The following is a 16210-nucleotide window of genomic DNA, read 5'->3' as shown; positions in this document are numbered from 1 at the left end:
CGGTCCCCGGAAAGAGTACGGCCCGCGAAGAAGGCTCCCTGGGTTTGTCAATGAGCTGTCCAGATCCGGCAGTTGACCGGGCTGGGGGACAAGGCGACAGAAGAGCCCATTTCCGCAATATTTGGTAATCGTGACGGTGCGGACGGTAATGTGGAGCCGTCGCAGAGAAATTCTGCGTGCAGATTCTTGCGCGAATTTCTGCGCCTCTCCGGCGTGTTCGCGCCCCCGGACGGAGTGTTCTGCGTCGGCGCAGAACACTCCTTGCGGCAACGGAACATTCTCCGTCACACTGGGTAACAAGTCCTGGGAGGCAGAAGATGATTACGGATGTGGAGTCGGCGACGCCCGCACTCTGCCGTCTTCAGTTAGGACGTGAACTTCGCAAGCTCCGGCACGAGGCCGGCCTCACCTCGACCCAGGTCGTCCGTACGCTGCTCTGCAGCCCGTCGAAGCTGACGCGGCTGGAGACGGGGGACAACCTGGTCGTCGAGGCCGTGGACGTGATGGCGCTCTGCGAGATCTACAAGGCGACCCCCGAGCAGCGCTCCCTGCTGATGGGGTACGCGGCCGTCACCAAGACGAAGAAGGACTGGTGGCAGTCGCCCGAGTACCGGCCTGCCATCGCGCCCACGTTCAAGGCGTACTTGGGCCTGGAGGCCACGGCATCCGCACTGCACAAGTACGAGGGTGAGTTCGTCCCGGGTCTCCTCCAGACCGAGGAGTACGTGCGCGCTATCTACCAGCGTGAGCACGAGCGGCTTTCGGCCGACGAGATCGACCGACTCGTCGAGGTACGAATGACCCGGCAGGAAGTGCTCGATCGCAGTTCGGTGCCGCTCAAGTTCGCGGCGGTCATCAACGAGGCGGTTCTCCGCCGCCAGGTCGGCAGTCCGGCCGTCATGCGGGCGCAGATAGAGCATCTGGCGGAGGTGGCCGCTCGGCCCTCCGTGCGGGTGCAGGTCGTTCCCTTCAAGGCGGGTGTGCACCCCGGGATGAACGGTGCCTTCACGCTGTTCCGGCTCGGCGACGCGGAGTCCATCGTTTACCTGGAGTACCTGGGCGGGGCTTCGGTCATGCGTAAGCGCGCCGATGTGGGCCTATACGAAGAGGCGTTCAACGACCTCCAGATTCTTGCCGTGGGACCACAGGAATCCCTCGGCATGATCAGAGAAGCAATCAAGGAGCATTGATTTACATGACCACTCATCAGCTCGCCGGTGCCGACTGGTTCAAGTCGAGCTACAGCAACAACCAGGGTGGCGACTGCGTCGAGGGCGCTCGGCTGGACGGGCGGGTGATGGCTGTCCGGGACTCCAAGGACCCCGGCCAGGGCGTCTGCGTCTTCCCGGCCGCCGCCTGGTGCGCGTTCGTCGCCGAGGTGAAGGCCGCCGACACCGTCGCCTGACGTTCCGGACGGTCCTGATGTCCCGGACGGGAACCGAGGAATCGAGGAGCTGTGAACCCCATGTCCATCCCGGCTGAGACCTTGCACGGAGCCGACTGGTTCAAGTCGAGCTACAGCAACAACCAGGGCGGCAACTGCGTCGAAGGGGCCCGCTTCGGCGGGCGGGTGATGGCCGTGCGCGATTCCAAGGACCCCGGCCGGGGCGTCTGCGTCTTCCCGGCCGCTGCCTGGAGCGCGTTCGTCACCGGGCTCACGTCCGGCGCCTGACGCGTCTCCCGAGCGGAGGTCCCCGCCCCTGCCCCGGCAGGGACCTCCGCACCACACCCCCTCCGGGGGAAGTTCCAGGGGCACGCCCTTCTCGTTTGGAGTTCTCCGGTGACCGTTCGTCGAGTCGTGCCCAACATCCAGTCGGAGAAGGGGCAGGAGAGCCGGGACTTCTACGGTCGGCTGGGCTTCGAGGAGGTCATGAACCATGGCTGGATCATGACGCTCGCCTCCCCGTCCAACCCGGCGGCGCAGATCAGCGTCATGACCGCCGATCTAACGGCGCCGGTCACCCCCGACATGAGCGTGGAGGTGGACGACGTGGACGCGGCCTACGCGGTCATGCGGGAGAGCGGCGCGGAGATCGTCCACCCCTTGCGGGACGAGGAGTGGGGCGTGCGGCGCTTCTTCGTGCGCGACCCGACCGGCCGCGTGGTCAACGTACTGAGCCACCGCTGACGGCCCGCCGGTGGGCCCTACTGATCCATCGTGGTGACAAGCGTGGAGGAGATATGGGCCAGCGCGGGGTCCGAGGCGATGAAGAACGTCTCGACCCCGGCCAGTTCGTGGTTCATCCGGGCCATCGGCATCTCGTAGTCCAGGTCGGAAGTGCCCCGGACTCCCCGGACGACGACATCGATCCCGCCCCGGCGGCAGTAGTCGACCAGAAGGCCCCCGGTATGGGAGTCCACCGTGACGTTGGGCAGCCCGGCCGCCGCCGCGCGGAGCCGTTCCAGCCGCTCCGCGACGGGGAGGCGCCCGGTCTTGTTCGCGTTGGACATCACGCACACGACGACCTCGTCGAACAGGAGGGACGCCCGCCGGAGTATGTCCTGATGCCCTTGCGTGACCGGGTCGAAAGATCCTGGGAAGAGGGCTCGCATGACCGGAGAGAGTACAGGGCGCCCTGCCTTCGACGGACGCGAACCGGCCGCACGAGGCGTCATCGCACGCGGCGCGGCCCGGCCGGCCACGAGCGTCGCGTCGTGCGCGCCGCTGGCTGGCCAGTTGAGCGGGTTGGCGGAAGGTGTCGGTGCGACCCCGCCAGCGCTTCAGTGTCGGCGGCGGTTGAGCACCCCGATAAGAGTGGCAAGGTCGGCGGCACCGGCGGGGTCGTCCGCGTAGCGGGTGGTCTGGAGAGGGCCGACCTCTGGAAGGACGACGTCCTCCCGCGCCAGGACATGGACCAAGGTCAGCAGTGCGGCGCGGGCGTTGCCATCGGTGAAGGGGTGGAAGAACGCCACGTCGAGGTAGGCGCGGGCCGCGCGTGCCGCCAGCGGGATGTCCGGGTCGGTCGTCTCGCGCAGGCAGCCATCGAAATCGGCCTGGGTGCGAGGGGTGAGGCCGTAGCGCTCGCGGCCGGCCTTCGCGTAGGCGTCGCCCACGCGGAACGGTGTCCCTGGTGCGGCGAGCACTTCGCGCTGCCAGCCGGCCAGGAGCGCGAAGTTCAGCGGGCTCCGGCGTGCGGCATCTTCTCGGGCCAGGGCGTGGGCGGCGAGCAGACGCTCGGCGCGAATCGGGTCGCGCCGGCGCACCGGTCCCTCGCACCAGGCTTGGAACCCATCGCGGCCGGCCGGGGCCCGTTGCAGCGCCGGTGCACATGGCCAGTCGACCTCGCGGCGCACGCGCAGCCAGACCGAAAGGCTGTCAGTAGCGGTCATGGAACTCCTCCAGCGCCGCCCTCTCACGGTGGTCCTGGTACGGGGCGCGGCCGGTGAGGCCGGTGGCGAGATCCTCGCCGACGGATTCCATCAGCGTTCGCTCCGGACGGACCCAGCTCTCAAACCGGCCACCGATCGCACTCTTCACCGCTTGCGCGGCTTCGGCCGGGTCCATGCCGGTACTGGTGAGGTACCAGCCCAGGACGATCGATGCCTGCCCGTACCAGCCGCCCTCCGCGCCCGAGTCCAGGGCGTGGGTCACGAGCCGGACGCAGGCCCGATCCAGGTGCCAACTGCGATCCTCGGGCGAGGCGTCCGGCGGCGGCGCCAGTTCGGCGAAGCGCTGGGCCGTTCGCTCCAACCACTCCCGCCACTCCAGCAGCGCGGCCACGACTCGTCCTGCGGTCGCGTCGGGGGTCGTCACCGAGCTTGACCCTCTGACCCAGTTTCCGATGGGCCCACCGTCGCGGTAGCACCAGCTCCATCCCCAGGCCCAGGTGCCGTACCGCTCCCGGATCACCGCGTCCACCTGACTCTCACACCAGTGTTCTCCCTGCCACCAACCAGCCATGCCGGAGAGCACGGGCGGCACCCACTCGCGGACCAGCGAGCGGAGACGTTCCTCCTCGTCCTCGTCCCAGGCGAACGAGTGGCGGGCGGGGTCGGACGCATCCCAGTCCCGAATGTCCTCGTAGGTGACGCGGGGCACACGGTTGTCGGGGAAGGGCAGGGTGTCACGGTTGTACGTCAGGGCTGGCCACTCTTCCTGTCCGATGCGATCGACCCTTCAGTTTCGGCTCGATGCCCCTGGGGCCGCGAAAGGTTTTTTCGGACCGCGCCGGCTTGTCCCCGCCATGCCGTGCCGCCTCGATCCTGTCGTCCTCAGGGGTGGTAGAGGCCGTGGGCGCGGCTCGGATCGGGCGACCCGGCCCCGCCGAGGTCGAGGAAGTGGCGTACCTGCCATGCCTGGGTGTTGTGTGGCTGTCCGCTGGTCGTGGTCACCCACGGCGGGTAGACGCGGAAACCGCGTTTCCCGCCGGAGCCGTTCCGGGAGACGATGCCGCGCTCGCACAACACCTCGCGCGGGAACACGAACTGGCCGAAACCGTTGGTGTCGCGGCAGCTGATGACGAAGAGGTCCACCCCGTCGTCCATGTCGAAGGGGCGGATCGGCCCTTCCTCGGACCGCTGCCACACGGTGACGAACTGGCCCACCTTCGTCGGGGTGGTTCTGGCCGAGCGGAACCGGACCGAGCGGCCGTCGAGGGTGAACGCGCAGGCCGCGTACTCGGCGCTCTCCGGCTCGGGCACCGGCCGCGAGCAGGCGTAACCGCCCGGGTCGTACACCAGTGCCTTCGCCGCCAGCAGGTCGTCATGAAGGCCCGTCCAAGGATGATTCGTCATTATTCGGTCATTCTTTCACCGCGCTCGTGCACTCCTGCGCGCCCGGCCCCGCCTTTCGCGGCGCCGGACGGCCGGTCCCGAGTCAGGTCCTTCCCCTTCGGATCATGCGGTCGGCGGGGCGGCCCGAGGGAAGGTCGGTCTATCCGTCATCCCGGAGGTCGTCACGGCCTTTTTCGGGCTTTTTGGTGGCTACTGAACCTTGATGCCGCTTCACGACGAAGTAGGGCGAAAATCAGTCATAGTCCGATGATGTGATGCCGTCGTGTGAATGAACTGCGTAGGTTCTGCGCTCGGTTCGGGATGTTCTGTGATGCCCGGCCGCAGAGTTCGTCCACTGGAACCGAAGGGGAAATCGCATGGCTGACATCGACCTCGGCGTGGCATCCGACTGGGACGAGGGGGACACCCATGGCCGCGTCAAGCTGCGGCAGAACCAGGTCTACCCGACGTCGCCGAAGAAGGACGTGCTCATCAGCTCCCCGGTGAGCATCGAGCTGTCCGTGAACACGAACTACTCCTCCTCGCAGGAGGCGGACAAGATCTACTTCACGACTCACCACGGCTCGACGAAGAAGATCATCGCGGTGCTCGACTCCGACGGCAATCTGCACATCGCCGGCCGCCTGATCACCGAGCAGAAGGACCTCGGCTACTAGACGGTTCCCTTCGGGCCACGTAGCCGACCATGAAGGTGGCGGCGAGGTGGGCGGTGGGGCTCCGGTCGTAGCGGGTGGCGCGACCTCACCACCCGCTACGACGAAACCGCCGGTTCTGCGAACCGGCCGTCGCCCTCGCCCCACTCCTGATGTCGGACTGGCCGTCGTCGGAGGGGGCGGTCACGTCCGGCGCCCCGGATGGGCCATAGCCTTGAGTCTCCAGCGACTGGAGACAGCAGGGTTGGGGACATGGACGTTACGACCCTCTACTCGATCGGGGAGCTTTCCCGGCGGACCGGCTTGTCCGTGAGGACCATCCGGTTCTACTCCGATTCGGGGGTGGTAGCGCCGACCACCCGAAGTCCCGCCGGTTATCGGCTCTACGACCTCAACGCACTGCTTCGTCTGGAACTTCTGCGCACACTGCGCGAGCTGGGCATGGACCTGGCCACGATTCAACGGGTACTGGACCGTGAGCTCTCAGTGGCGGAAGTCGCCGCGGCGCACGCCGACGCCATGGACGTCCAGATCCGGGTGCTGCAACTGCGTCGGAGTGTCCTGCGAGTCGTGGCCGGGCGCGGGTCCGATCCCGAGGAGATCAAGCTCATGCACAGGCTCACGCAGTTGTCCGGCGAGGAACGCCGACGTCTGATCGACGACTTCATGGACGGCACCTTCGGCACAGTGGACGCCGATCCTGCTGCGGTGGCCATGGTTCGCGCTGCCACTCCCGACCTCCCCGATGATCCGTCCGGCGAGCAGATCGCCGCGTGGGTGGAGCTCGCCGGGCTGGTCGGCGATGAAGACTTCCGGGCCCGGATGCGCCGCATGGCCATATGGCAGGCCGCCGGGCGCCCGCTCGACATCGAGAGCGAAGCGGGCGAGGAACTGATGGACTTCACCCGTCAGAAAGTGGCCGGCGCCATGGAGTCGGGCATCGACCCGCTCAGCAACAGGGCCGTACCCGTCATCGACGACCTCGTGCACCGCTTCGCCGAGGTGTTCGCGCGCACCCCGGACACGGAATTCCGGGACTGGATGGCCCAGCAGTTCGAAGAGGCACACGATCCCAGGGTGGACCGGTACTGGCGGCTGGTGTGGATCGTCAACGGCTGGCAGGTAGTACCGAACCTGATTCCGGTGTACCCCTGGCTCATCCAGGCCCTGCGAGACAACCGCGCCGCATAGTCACCGCAGTGCAGACCGCTCTCGATCCTTGAACGGGTCCACGGGGCGGTCTGCGCACATGGCGTGGGGGCGTCCAATGTCGGTGTGTGACGACAGACTTGGACACCCTCGCAAACGACCAAACCGAACAGCCGGTCAAAAGGTCGCTGATCGCTTACGACCACTGATCGTGAGACACCCCTTGGACTCATTCATCTAGTGGCGGGGCTTGGTCGTGGGCTGCTTCTTCTGGTTGTAGATCTCCTTGCCGGCTGCGTTGTAGGCGTGGATGTAGGGGGTCGGGGAGAGGGAGTTCTTGTTGTTGCCGGTGGTGATGGCTGCTGTGTGGACGAATGCTCCGCCTGCCATGACGGTCGGGTACTGCTTGGGGTCGTCGCCGTAGCTGACGGTGACCTTGGCGACGTCAGGTGTGTAGTGTCCGGCGCCCAGGGAGAGGGTCTGCCCGGTGCCAGTGGGTTCGCTGAAGCTGTCGAAGTACTCGATCAGGTGGCCGGTGCCCCACAGGCGGTCGTTGATGAACGTCGGAGGGACGGACATGCTGGTGCCCTTGGCGCCCTTGGACTCGCACTGTACGTACTGGTCGGCGGAGTTGACGGCGATCACGACGCCATCGGTGTCCGACGAGGCGACGGGGGTGCGGACCGCGATCACGGAGTGGAACTGCGGGGCCTCGGAGCCCAGGCAGGAGTTGAGGATCTCGGCGACGGTCCCCGCGTCGATCGGCGTCGTCGTCGTGCTGGTGACGGTGGAAGACGCAGGAGGGCGGGGGGAGTCCGGGGCGGCGGGGACATCGCCGGAGGCTGCTCCCCGACGCTGTCCCGATGAGTGCAGCACGGACGGGATGGCCAGGCACAGGGCTGCTGCGGTGCAGGCCACGGTAGCGGCCACGACGTGCCGGCGACGGCGGCGGCGGTCTGCCCGTCGACGGATCTCCGCAGCGGGCAGGGGTGGTGCGGGCATCTGCGTGCCGATCAGCCGCAGCCGGTCGGCGAGGGTGTCGTGGTTGGGGTCAGGCACGAAGCTTTCCCTCCTCGCTGGTCGGGTTCTGGTCGGCGAGTTTGGCCGCGAGCGCGGTCCGGCCGCGGGCAAGCCGGCTCTTCACGGCACTGACGCTGGCGCCGGTCTCGACCGCGACCTGCTCGACAGAGAGGTCGCACATGTGGTGCAGGACCAGGGCGCCTCGCTGCGCCTGGGGTAAATCACGGAGCGCGGTGACCAGCATCAGGTGCTCCTCGGTGGGCGGCTCGACGGTGGGTGGTTCCTGCCGGTGATGGCGTCCGGCCAAGTGCAGACCCCTGGCGAGACGCCGCCAGCGGGAGTGGGCCAACCGTCGAGCCGTGGTCCGGATCCATGCCTCCGGGGCGTCGTCGGGGTCCAAGGTGCGCCTTCGGTCCCACGCGCGGATGAATGCCTCCTGGACCACGTCCTGTGCTTCGGACCAGTTGCCGGTCAGCGCGTAGAGCTGCCCGGTCAGGCGGGAGAAGGACGCCGCATAGAACGCGTCGAACTCCTGTGGCGTCATCAAGGGCCTCTCTTCCGGCGGCTGTCCGTCAGCTCGCCGCACAAGCTATGTGCGAGGAAGTACTCCTCGGTCGCGGCGGTGGAGCCGTGCGCCCCGGGCGCACCTCCCTTCCTGTACGCACGAGAGCCCCATCAGGGTTGCATCACGGTCGATATGACGTGGATCACGCCCGCGGGGTGCGACCTGCCGGGCATCGGGGTGCCTACAGGGGTGCTGGCGTCAACCGGATGCCCGCAGGAAAGGACACCGATTCATGCGTATCCGCCCGATCACGCTCATTGCCGTCACCACCGCAGTCATCGCGACAGCGGGGGGAATGGCCACTGCCGCGACCGGCACCCCCACGCCCGCCCCGACGGCCCATGGCTCCGGATCGGCCGACGCCTCGGTGGTCTCCGGCAGCGGGTCGTCCGCTGCTCGTGTGACTACCCGTCCTGCGCCTTCCACCGTCACCAGCACGACGACGACGCCGATCGACGCGGGGACCGTCGCCGGGATCCTCAACTCCTGCCTGGGCTCCGAGGCCCCGCAGTTCCACTCCGTGATCGCGGTCCGCACCCCCGTCGCCTCGTCGGACACCGATGGCGTCGTGATCGCCGTCAACTCCGCCGACCAGTACGTACAGTGCGAGTCCAAGGGCGCCAAGGGCACCAGCATGTCCGTCCCTCCGACGTTCATCAACGACCGCCTGTGGGGCACCGGCCACCTGATCGAGTACTTCGACAGCTTCAGCGAACCCGCTGGCACCGGGCAGACCCTCTCCCTGGGCGCCGGACACTACACACCTGACGTCGCCAAGGTCACCGTCAGCTACGGCGACGACCCCAAGGAATACCCGACCGTCATGGCAGGCGGAGCATTCGTCCACACAGCAGCCATCACCACCGGCAACAACAAGAACTCCCTCACCCCGACCCCCTACATCCACGCCTACAACGCGGCCGACAAGGAGATCTACAACCAGAAGAAGCAGCCCACGACCAAGCCCTGACACCAGGCGCTGCCTTTGGTGTCGAGGCTGCTGACACGGAGAACGGTGCCTCGGCCTCACCGACTTCGGTATCTCGCACGCCACCGATGGACGCCGAGCTCCGCAGGCTACGAGGGACACCCGACCCGTTCGGGTGTCCCTCCCCTAACCCCTAGGGGCCGGGCCACCCGCGCGCCGGCTCGGCAAGGCCGTAGTGGGAAGGCCGCGCCGAGTGGGCCGTTGGGTAGGACTGGTCACTGACGCTCCCGAAGAGCCCCACCGCTGACAGGCGCACTGCCGACCGCGACCGGTCGAGTCGGTGCAGACGATCCCCACCTGCGCTGCTGGACGGTGCGCGACGGCCCGGCTGTCGGCATACCGCCGGTCGTTCGTCCACCCTGATTGATGAACGACACGCAGCAGGACTCCAGCACGATGTCGGTGTGCCGTTCTACCCCGCTGGTTGGATCACGACTCCATTCCGCCGCCGTACGAGGTGCGCGTGGGGCGCGACAGAGACTGGAGGCGATTCGAAACACTGATTTCGCACAGAGGACTGGCATGGCACTACGAGGCGCCCGAACGATTACCGCACTCGCGGTCGGCATGGTGACGACGCTGATGACGGCGGTCACCCCTGTGGCGGCGTTCGCGGCGGGGGATCCGCTCCAGCAGTTTGCGCAGCAGAAACTGCGTTGGGCGCGCTGCGACATGGGCGGGCCGACGACGTTCGAGTGCGCGAAGGTCAAGGTGCCGCTGGACTACAGCGACCCCCGGGGCCGGAAGATCGACCTTGCGATATCGCGGGTCAGGGCGAGCGGTGCGAAGCAGCGGCACGGCGTGCTGCTGATGAATCCCGGGGGACCGGGCGTCCCGGGGCTGACCATGCCCGTGGAGATCGAGCCGTTGCTGCCGACGGAGGTGCGAGAGAGGTTCGACCTGGTCGGTTTCGACCCGCGCGGAGTCGGGCGGAGCGCGCCGATCAGTTGTGGTCTGACAGCCGAAGAACAGGCTGTTCACCACCCCTACACGGCAAGGACGTTCGCGAAGGACGTGGCCCTGGCCCGGACGGTGGCCGACAAGTGCTGGGCCAAGGCGGGCGACATGCTGCCGCACATCACCACCCGCAACACGGCACGGGACATGGACATCGTCCGGGCGGCACTCGGGGAAAGGAAGATCTCCTACTTCGGGTACTCGTACGGCACCTACCTGGGCGCGGTCTACACCCAGATGTTCCCTCGGCGCTCGGACCGCTTCGTGCTCGACAGCGCCCTCGATCCCGCACTCGCGTGGCGAGGGACGTTCCGGGGGTGGTCGGCCGGGGCCGAACTCGCCTTCACCCGCTGGACCGAGTGGGCCGCCGCCCGTAATGCCGCGTATGGTCTGGGGTCGACTCCGGAGAAGGTCCGAAGGACATACTGGGAGCTTGTCACCCGTGCCGACCGCACACCCGTCCCGACAAACGGTGGGGCGCTCAGCGGTGGCGCCATCCGTTCCCAGTACGGCGCATTCGTCGGTGTCAAGACCGTCACCCCGTGGATCGTCGCGCTGAAGGCTTCGGCCGCGGGTGGACCGCCTGCTCCGGCCATGCCGATCGCGTCGGCCGAACCGGTCGCCCCCGGCACCGCAGCGGCCCGGTCCGCCGCGGTGGCCTTCGGTGCGGACGTGCCTGCCGACAACCAGTCCGCCGTCACCTGGGCCGCCTTCTGCGGCGACAGCCGCAGCTGGCCGCGCAGCCCCGAGCAGTACCGCCGGGACGTCGTCCGAGACCTGGCCAAGTACCCCCTGGCCGGAGACTTGGGGGCCACCGTTCAGCCGTGTGCGTTCTGGAAGTCGGCGGCCAGGGAGCCGGCCATCGCGGTGAGCAACGACGTCAGCGCACTGATCGTGCAGAACCAGTGGGACCCGCAAGCGACGCTGCCCATGGCGCAGGGCATGCGACGGGCGCTGCACGGTGCGCGGATGATCACTGTGGCCGGCGGTGAGGGCCACGGAGTGGTGGTGGCCGGGCCATCCTGCGCGGACGCCGATGTCATGCGGTACCTGACCACGGGCCGACTGCCCGCGAAGGACCTGACCTGCGCCGGCCAGTGAGCCACAGGCTCATGGCGGGTCGCCCCGCTCCCGTAATTCGGCCGGGAGCGGGGCGACCCGCGGCTGGCCCTGGGAGGCCTCTCGCTCGTACCAGCGGCGGACGGCGACGTCCACCCGCTGATCCGAACGAAATGGCCTGGTCAGGGCGTGTCCGGCGCCTGATCCGCCGGACCTTTCTAACCGTCGTCGGAGGGGGCGGTCACGTCCCAGAGGATGTAGTGGAACCGCGGGCCGCCGTCGCCACTGCCCAGCCATTCGACGGCCGCCAGATGGTTCGCACTGGTCGGCATGCAGTACCAGGTCCCCTCCAGACCGGCGACCATCCACCCCGTCGATCTGGGGGAGTCGAGGGCTGCCGCGCAGATCTTCGGGGTGGCTCCCTTGTGCGTGTCGGCCACGCGTCCGTTCATGGCGGAGAACTCGTCACCGCCGTTCCACGCCATGTCGGGGCTTTCCACCGTCTCTCCGACCGTGCCGTGTTCGAGGTCGGCGCTGTACCCCCTGGAGAGGGTGAAGTCTCCCGTACGGAGGATCTTCACCGATGCCTGCGAGGGTGAAGGGGAGGGGGACAGGGTGGTGACGCCGTCGCCGGTGGTCGGCGACTCGGGACGGTCGGTGGATGACGGCCCCTCCGGAGCCACCGACTCCTTGGGTGCCGCCGAGGACGGAGCGGGCGCGATGCGCGACGAGTTGGTCCAGGACTGCGCGATCAGTGTGACGACCAGGCCGAGCACAGGGATCAGGATGCCGACGACCCACCACGCCCACTTCGGGGCGCCGTGGCCGGGGGCAGGGGGCAGATTCGGGGGCCCTGTGGGTGGCGGAGGTATGGGCCGCGGTGGTTGCGCGGGCATCGGTGGATGTGGCCGTGCCCCGTCCGGCTCGCCTGTCATGGCCGTACGCCCCCGTGTTCAGTTCCGCACCTGCTTCAGGCACGCGTCCGCGTCCGAAGATCCATACCGTACACAGATGATCGAGTGCATGTCATGAATTTCAGTGCGGCTGGACATCGCCCGCAGCTGCCGCGTCGGGGCCCCGCGCGTATCCGCCCGCAACCGGGGCCAGCGTCTCGTCGGTCGCGGGCGGGAAACGCGCCTAGCCTTGGGCCATGAATCGTTCCGCCCTGCCGCCCTCCCTCCCGCCCCCGCTGACCGAGGCGGAGACGGCCGAGGCCGAGGCGGGGCTCGGGATCGTCTTCCCGGCCGAGTACCGCCGCTACCTGTTGAGGGTGAGCGCGGGCGGGGCCGTCGCCCGGCTCATGAGGACGGAGAGCGGCTGGTGGTGGGAGGGGAACGAGGAAGGGCGGCGTGACCTGCTGGCCGTGCCCTTCCCCCACCCCGACTCCTACGTGGAGGCCGGCGACGAGCTCGACCGGCGGGAGCCCCGGGCCGGGGACCATCCGGACGACGCCGCGTTCGCGCGGGCGATGGGCGCCTGGAACGACGAGCGCGAGGAGTTCGAGGACCGGAAGACGGCCGGGGCCGTCGTCGTGCGGGAGCACGGCTGCGGCTTCGCCACGCTGCTGGCGGTCACCGGTCCGCTGGCCGGCACGATGTGGTGGGACGGCCGGGCCACCTGCGACCTGATCATCCCGCTCTCCCTCGACCACGCGGCCGGTGCCCGGCCCGTCACCTTCGGGGAATGGCTGGGGCGCGACTCCTGGGACCTGCTGCCGCCCGGCTGGGGGTGAGGTCCGGCGACAGGAGCCGGGTCACCGGCCTCAGGCGGTGGCCGGGGTGTCGTGCAGTCCCAGACGCAGGTGCTCGACGTGGTAGAGGGCCTGGTCGAGCAGTTCGGCGACGTGGTTGTCGTAGAGCGAGTACACGATGGAACGGCCCTGCCGCTCGCCGGTGACCAGGCCGAGGTTGCGCAGGAGCCGGAGCTGATGGGAGCAGGCGGAGGCCTCCATGCCGACCGCCTCGGCGAGGTCCCCGACCGCGCAGGGGCCTTCCTGGAGGCGGGCCAGGATGTAGAGCCGGGAGGGCGTGGCGAGGGCCTGGAGCGTGGCGGCGACATCGGCGGTACCGACCGCGTCGAGACGCTCGCGGGTGGTACCGGCGCTGGTGGCGGTCGTATCGCGTCCGTGGCCCATGGGTCCATCATAGCGATGACACATGAAGAGCTGTTCAGATATTCCTGTACGGTGGAGACGTTGCCCCGCTCCGCCCGTGAAGGGTCGTTCCGTCATGCCATCTGTTGTGGACCTGCGTTCCGCACCGTCCGCCGGTGTCGCGCGTCCGGAGCCGCCCCGGCACCGCACGCGGCTGCTCGCGCTGCCCGAGGCCCGGTGGGCGCTCGCGGCGCTGGTGCTGTTCCTCCTGGCGCTGCCGGTCCATCTCCTGGGCGGTCCGACGTGGCTGTGGGGAACCCTGTTCGCCGCCACGTACGTCACCGGCGGCTGGGAACCGGGCTGGGAGGGGCTGAAGGCCCTGCGCGGCAGGACGCTGGACGTGGACCTGCTGATGATCGTCGCCGCCCTCGGGGCCGCCGCGATCGGCCAGGTCCTCGACGGGGCGCTGCTGATCGTCATCTTCGCGACCTCCGGCGCCCTGGAGGCCGTCGCGACCGCGCGGACCGCCGATTCCGTGCGCGGGCTGCTCGACCTCGCTCCCACCACCGCCACCCGGCTCCTGCCCGACGGCACCGAGGAGACGGTGGAGACCGGGCGGCTGGCGGTCGGGGACACGGTCCTGGTCAGGCCGGGCGAGCGGGTCGGTGCGGACGGCCGGGTCCTCGACGGCGCCAGTGACGTGGACCAGGCCACCATCACCGGCGAGCCGCTGCCGGTGGTCAAGCGGACGGGGGACGAGGTGTTCGCCGGCACCGTCAACGGCACCGGCGCCCTGCGGGTACGCGTCGAACGCGACCCGTCGGACTCGGTGATCGCCCGGATCGTGAGAATGGTCGAGGAGGCATCCGGGACCAAGGCGCCCACCCAGCTCTTCATCGAGAAGACCGAGCAGCGCTACTCGATCGGCATGGTCCTCGCGACCCTCGCCGTCTTCGCGGTTCCGCTCGCCTTCGGCGACACCCTCCCCTCGGCACTGCTGCGGGCCATGACGTTCATGATCGTGGCCTCCCCGTGCGCGGTGGTGCTCTCCACCATGCCGCCGCTGCTGGCGGCCATCGCCAACGCCGGCCGCCACGGTGTCCTCGCCAAGTCCGCCGTCGTCATGGAACGCCTCGGCCAGATCGACGCCGTCGCCCTGGACAAGACCGGCACCCTCACCGAGGGCGCCCCGCACGTCACCGACCTGCGCCCGCTGCCCGGCAGCGGCCTGGACGAGAGCGCGCTCCTCGCGCTGGCGGCGTCCGCCGAGCACGCCAGCGAACATCCGCTCGCCCGTGCCGTGGTCGCCGCCGCCCGCGAACGTGGCCTGCCCCTGGCCGCAGCCGAAGAGTTCACCTCCGCTCCGGGGCAGGGAGTCGTCGCCACCGTCGACGGACACACGGTCGCGGTCGGCGCTCCCGCGCGACTGCTGCGCGGCGCCGCCCACCGGCCGCCCCGGGACGCGGTGGCCGAGCTGGAGGAGGCCGGGCGTACCACCGCCGTCGTCCTGCGGGACGGGGAGCCGGTGGGCGTGCTGGGGATCGCGGACCGGCTGCGGCCCGACGCGGCGGCGACCGTCGCCGAACTCGCCCGGCTGACCGGCCGCACCCCCGTCCTGCTGACCGGCGACAACGAACGCGCCGCCGGGCGGCTGGCCGCCGAGGTCGGCATCACCGAGGTCCGCGCCGGACTCCTGCCCCAGGACAAAGCCGCCGCCGTCAAGGAGTGGGAAGCGCGGGGCCTCCGTGTGCTGGTCGTGGGGGACGGTGTCAACGACGCCCCCGCGCTGGCCGCCGCGCACTCCGGGATCGCGATGGGCAAGGCCGGCTCCGACCTCGCCCTGGAGACCGCCGACGCCGTCGTCGTCCGCGACGAACTGGCCACCATCCCCTCGGTCGTGCGGCTCTCCCGCGCCGCCCGCCGCCTCGTGATCCAGAACCTGGCCATCGCCGGAACGTTCATCACCGTCCTGGTCGCCTGGGACCTGATCGGCACCCTCCCGCTGCCCCTGGGTGTCGCCGGCCACGAGGGCTCCACCGTCATCGTCGGCCTCAACGGGCTGCGTCTGCTGCGCGGGGCCGCCTGGCCCCGGCCCACCGACGACGCCGGGTGAGCGGGCGCGCCCGGAGTCGCAGGGGCCTCAGCGCGGGACGGGCGGCAGCAGGTCGCTCTCGCTGACGGTGTACGTCAACGGCGGGTAGACGAAGTCCGTTTCGTGGTTCTCACGGCGCCGCAGCCGGTAGAACTCGCGCGCCTGCTCCTCGTCGGCCGCCGTGAGGCGTGCACCGTGCGGGAGGCGCGGTTCTCCGTCGCGGAAGCGGAGGAAGGTCTTCGACGTGCGGAAGGTGATGCCCAGCCACTGGTTGTCCGGCGCCCGGCCGGGCGACTCCAGGACGATGCGGTGCTTGAGGCGCCGGTTCGCCTCCACGGAGAACGTGACGACGCCGTTGTGGGCGAGGGGGAGTTCGAACCTCTCGTCCCCGGGCCCCTTCGCTTCCACGAGCAGCTTCCTCGGCGGGCCCGCTTCGGGGTACCGATAGCAGGAGAACACGGCGATGAACGAGTCGTCGGCCAGGTCAAGGGCCTGGTCGGAATGGGCGCCCATGGTGGCGTAGGTGTTGGTGTAGGTCTCGATGAGGGCGTTGTTGAAGCCGACCTCAATCGCCGCACGGTCCTGGATCAGCCGCGCCAGCCGTTCGTGCACCGCCCGGAAACGCTGCGCCGGGCCGGCGTACCGGGTGGTGGTGCGGACGAGGGGTACGCCGCCCGTCTCGTCGACCCGGGTGAGTGTGGCGCCCCTCCGGCCCTTCCCCACGTCTTCGAGGAGGGCGGACGCGGCCAGCTCCGCGAAGGGGTTCCCGTCGATCGGCAGGACGTGGGTGCGGACCTCGTCCGGGATCCTAGGACCTGTCTTCAAACTGCCGCCTGCCGTGCGGCGCCCGGCACGCACGCTCGCCGCGTTGTCGGGGTCACCCCGATACATCCAGTATCGG

The 16210-nt window shown here is 69.3% G+C and carries 19 protein-coding genes; 10 read left to right on the top strand and 9 right to left on the bottom strand.

Features of this window, described 5'->3' with window-relative positions:
- Window positions 1–317 precede the first annotated feature (317 nt).
- The 4 genes from ACF08W_RS08965 to ACF08W_RS08950 all read left to right on the top strand — a co-directional run bounded on the left by ACF08W_RS08965 (window position 318) and on the right by ACF08W_RS08950 (window position 2128).
- Window positions 318–1190, top strand: a complete 873-nt coding sequence (locus tag ACF08W_RS08965; protein ID WP_352279347.1) for a helix-turn-helix transcriptional regulator — start codon at window positions 318–320, stop codon at window positions 1188–1190.
- Window positions 1191–1195: 5 nt separating this feature from the next.
- The gene (locus tag ACF08W_RS08960) at window positions 1196–1405 is read left to right on the top strand and encodes a DUF397 domain-containing protein (RefSeq protein ID WP_392278879.1); all 210 of its coding nucleotides are present in this window, start codon (window positions 1196–1198) and stop codon (window positions 1403–1405) included.
- A 60-nt stretch (window positions 1406–1465) separates the two neighbouring features.
- Entirely contained in the window at window positions 1466–1672 is a 207-nt protein-coding gene (locus tag ACF08W_RS08955) for a DUF397 domain-containing protein (RefSeq protein ID WP_352279344.1), read from the top strand.
- Between the two features lie 108 nt (window positions 1673–1780).
- Window positions 1781–2128: a VOC family protein gene (locus tag ACF08W_RS08950; RefSeq protein WP_392278878.1), complete on the top strand. Its 348-nt coding sequence runs from the start codon at window positions 1781–1783 to the stop codon at window positions 2126–2128.
- Between the two features lie 17 nt (window positions 2129–2145).
- Here the strand turns inward: ACF08W_RS08950 and coaD are convergent, their stop codons facing one another.
- The 4 genes from coaD to ACF08W_RS08930 all read right to left on the bottom strand — a co-directional run bounded on the left by coaD (window position 2146) and on the right by ACF08W_RS08930 (window position 4737).
- Window positions 2146–2553, bottom strand: coding sequence for a pantetheine-phosphate adenylyltransferase (gene coaD / locus ACF08W_RS08945; RefSeq protein ID WP_352279340.1), 408 nt, complete (start codon window positions 2551–2553; stop codon window positions 2146–2148).
- A gap of 168 nt (window positions 2554–2721) precedes the next feature.
- Window positions 2722–3330, bottom strand: coding sequence for a Fic family protein (locus ACF08W_RS08940; RefSeq protein ID WP_392278877.1), 609 nt, complete (start codon window positions 3328–3330; stop codon window positions 2722–2724).
- On the bottom strand, window positions 3317–4039 hold the full coding sequence (locus ACF08W_RS08935; protein ID WP_392278876.1) for a hypothetical protein: 723 nt from the start codon (window positions 4037–4039) through the stop codon (window positions 3317–3319). Before ACF08W_RS08935 ends, ACF08W_RS08940 begins: the two co-directional genes overlap by 14 nt.
- 173 nt (window positions 4040–4212) lie before the next feature.
- On the bottom strand, window positions 4213–4737 hold the full coding sequence (locus tag ACF08W_RS08930; RefSeq protein WP_392279056.1) for a MepB family protein: 525 nt from the start codon (window positions 4735–4737) through the stop codon (window positions 4213–4215).
- Between the two features lie 353 nt (window positions 4738–5090).
- On the opposite strand from ACF08W_RS08930, the gene ACF08W_RS08925 reads away from it, so the two are divergent.
- Window positions 5091–5390 (top strand): DUF6342 family protein, encoded by a 300-nt coding sequence (locus ACF08W_RS08925; RefSeq protein ID WP_352279334.1) that lies wholly within the window; start codon window positions 5091–5093, stop codon window positions 5388–5390.
- Between the two features lie 249 nt (window positions 5391–5639).
- Window positions 5640–6578 (top strand): MerR family transcriptional regulator, encoded by a 939-nt coding sequence (locus ACF08W_RS08920; protein ID WP_392278875.1) that lies wholly within the window; start codon window positions 5640–5642, stop codon window positions 6576–6578.
- 195 nt (window positions 6579–6773) lie between these two features.
- Here ACF08W_RS08920 and ACF08W_RS08915 read toward each other — a convergent pair whose 3' ends face one another.
- Together ACF08W_RS08915 and ACF08W_RS08910 are read right to left on the bottom strand one after the other, a co-directional pair.
- Entirely contained in the window at window positions 6774–7595 is an 822-nt protein-coding gene (locus tag ACF08W_RS08915; protein ID WP_392278874.1) for a hypothetical protein, read from the bottom strand.
- Window positions 7588–8100: a SigE family RNA polymerase sigma factor gene (locus tag ACF08W_RS08910; protein ID WP_352281296.1), complete on the bottom strand. Its 513-nt coding sequence runs from the start codon at window positions 8098–8100 to the stop codon at window positions 7588–7590. Before ACF08W_RS08910 ends, ACF08W_RS08915 begins: the two co-directional genes overlap by 8 nt.
- A gap of 421 nt (window positions 8101–8521) precedes the next feature.
- Here ACF08W_RS08910 and ACF08W_RS08905 point away from each other — a divergent pair, with 421 nt between their 5' ends.
- A complete protein-coding gene (locus ACF08W_RS08905; protein WP_392278873.1) occupies window positions 8522–9091 on the top strand; it encodes a hypothetical protein in 570 nt (189 codons plus the stop codon).
- Between the two features lie 540 nt (window positions 9092–9631).
- The gene (locus ACF08W_RS08900; RefSeq protein ID WP_392278872.1) at window positions 9632–11167 is read left to right on the top strand and encodes an alpha/beta fold hydrolase; all 1536 of its coding nucleotides are present in this window, start codon (window positions 9632–9634) and stop codon (window positions 11165–11167) included.
- A gap of 176 nt (window positions 11168–11343) precedes the next feature.
- Here ACF08W_RS08900 and ACF08W_RS08895 read toward each other — a convergent pair whose 3' ends face one another.
- On the bottom strand, window positions 11344–11901 hold the full coding sequence (locus tag ACF08W_RS08895; protein WP_385204748.1) for a hypothetical protein: 558 nt from the start codon (window positions 11899–11901) through the stop codon (window positions 11344–11346).
- 374 nt (window positions 11902–12275) lie between these two features.
- On the opposite strand from ACF08W_RS08895, the gene ACF08W_RS08890 reads away from it, so the two are divergent.
- Entirely contained in the window at window positions 12276–12857 is a 582-nt protein-coding gene (locus tag ACF08W_RS08890; RefSeq protein WP_392278871.1) for an SMI1/KNR4 family protein, read from the top strand.
- Window positions 12858–12887: 30 nt separating this feature from the next.
- On the opposite strand, the gene ACF08W_RS08885 is transcribed toward ACF08W_RS08890, so the two are convergent.
- Complete coding sequence (locus ACF08W_RS08885; protein WP_352277800.1) at window positions 12888–13259, bottom strand: metalloregulator ArsR/SmtB family transcription factor; 372 nt, start codon at window positions 13257–13259, stop codon at window positions 12888–12890.
- A 94-nt stretch (window positions 13260–13353) separates the two neighbouring features.
- Between ACF08W_RS08885 and ACF08W_RS08880 the strand changes: the two genes are divergently transcribed.
- The gene (locus ACF08W_RS08880; RefSeq protein WP_392278870.1) at window positions 13354–15330 is read left to right on the top strand and encodes a heavy metal translocating P-type ATPase; all 1977 of its coding nucleotides are present in this window, start codon (window positions 13354–13356) and stop codon (window positions 15328–15330) included.
- A 27-nt stretch (window positions 15331–15357) separates the two neighbouring features.
- On the opposite strand, the gene ACF08W_RS08875 is transcribed toward ACF08W_RS08880, so the two are convergent.
- Complete coding sequence (locus tag ACF08W_RS08875) at window positions 15358–16134, bottom strand: alpha-ketoglutarate-dependent dioxygenase AlkB (RefSeq protein WP_392278869.1); 777 nt, start codon at window positions 16132–16134, stop codon at window positions 15358–15360.
- Between the last annotated feature and the right edge of the window lie 76 nt (window positions 16135–16210).

It is taken from the genome of Streptomyces sp. NPDC015144 (genome assembly GCF_043079735.1).
Lineage (GTDB): Bacteria > Actinomycetota > Actinomycetes > Streptomycetales > Streptomycetaceae > Streptomyces.
Note: the sequence above shows the minus strand (reverse complement) of the source record. Positions and strands in the feature narration are given on the sequence as shown.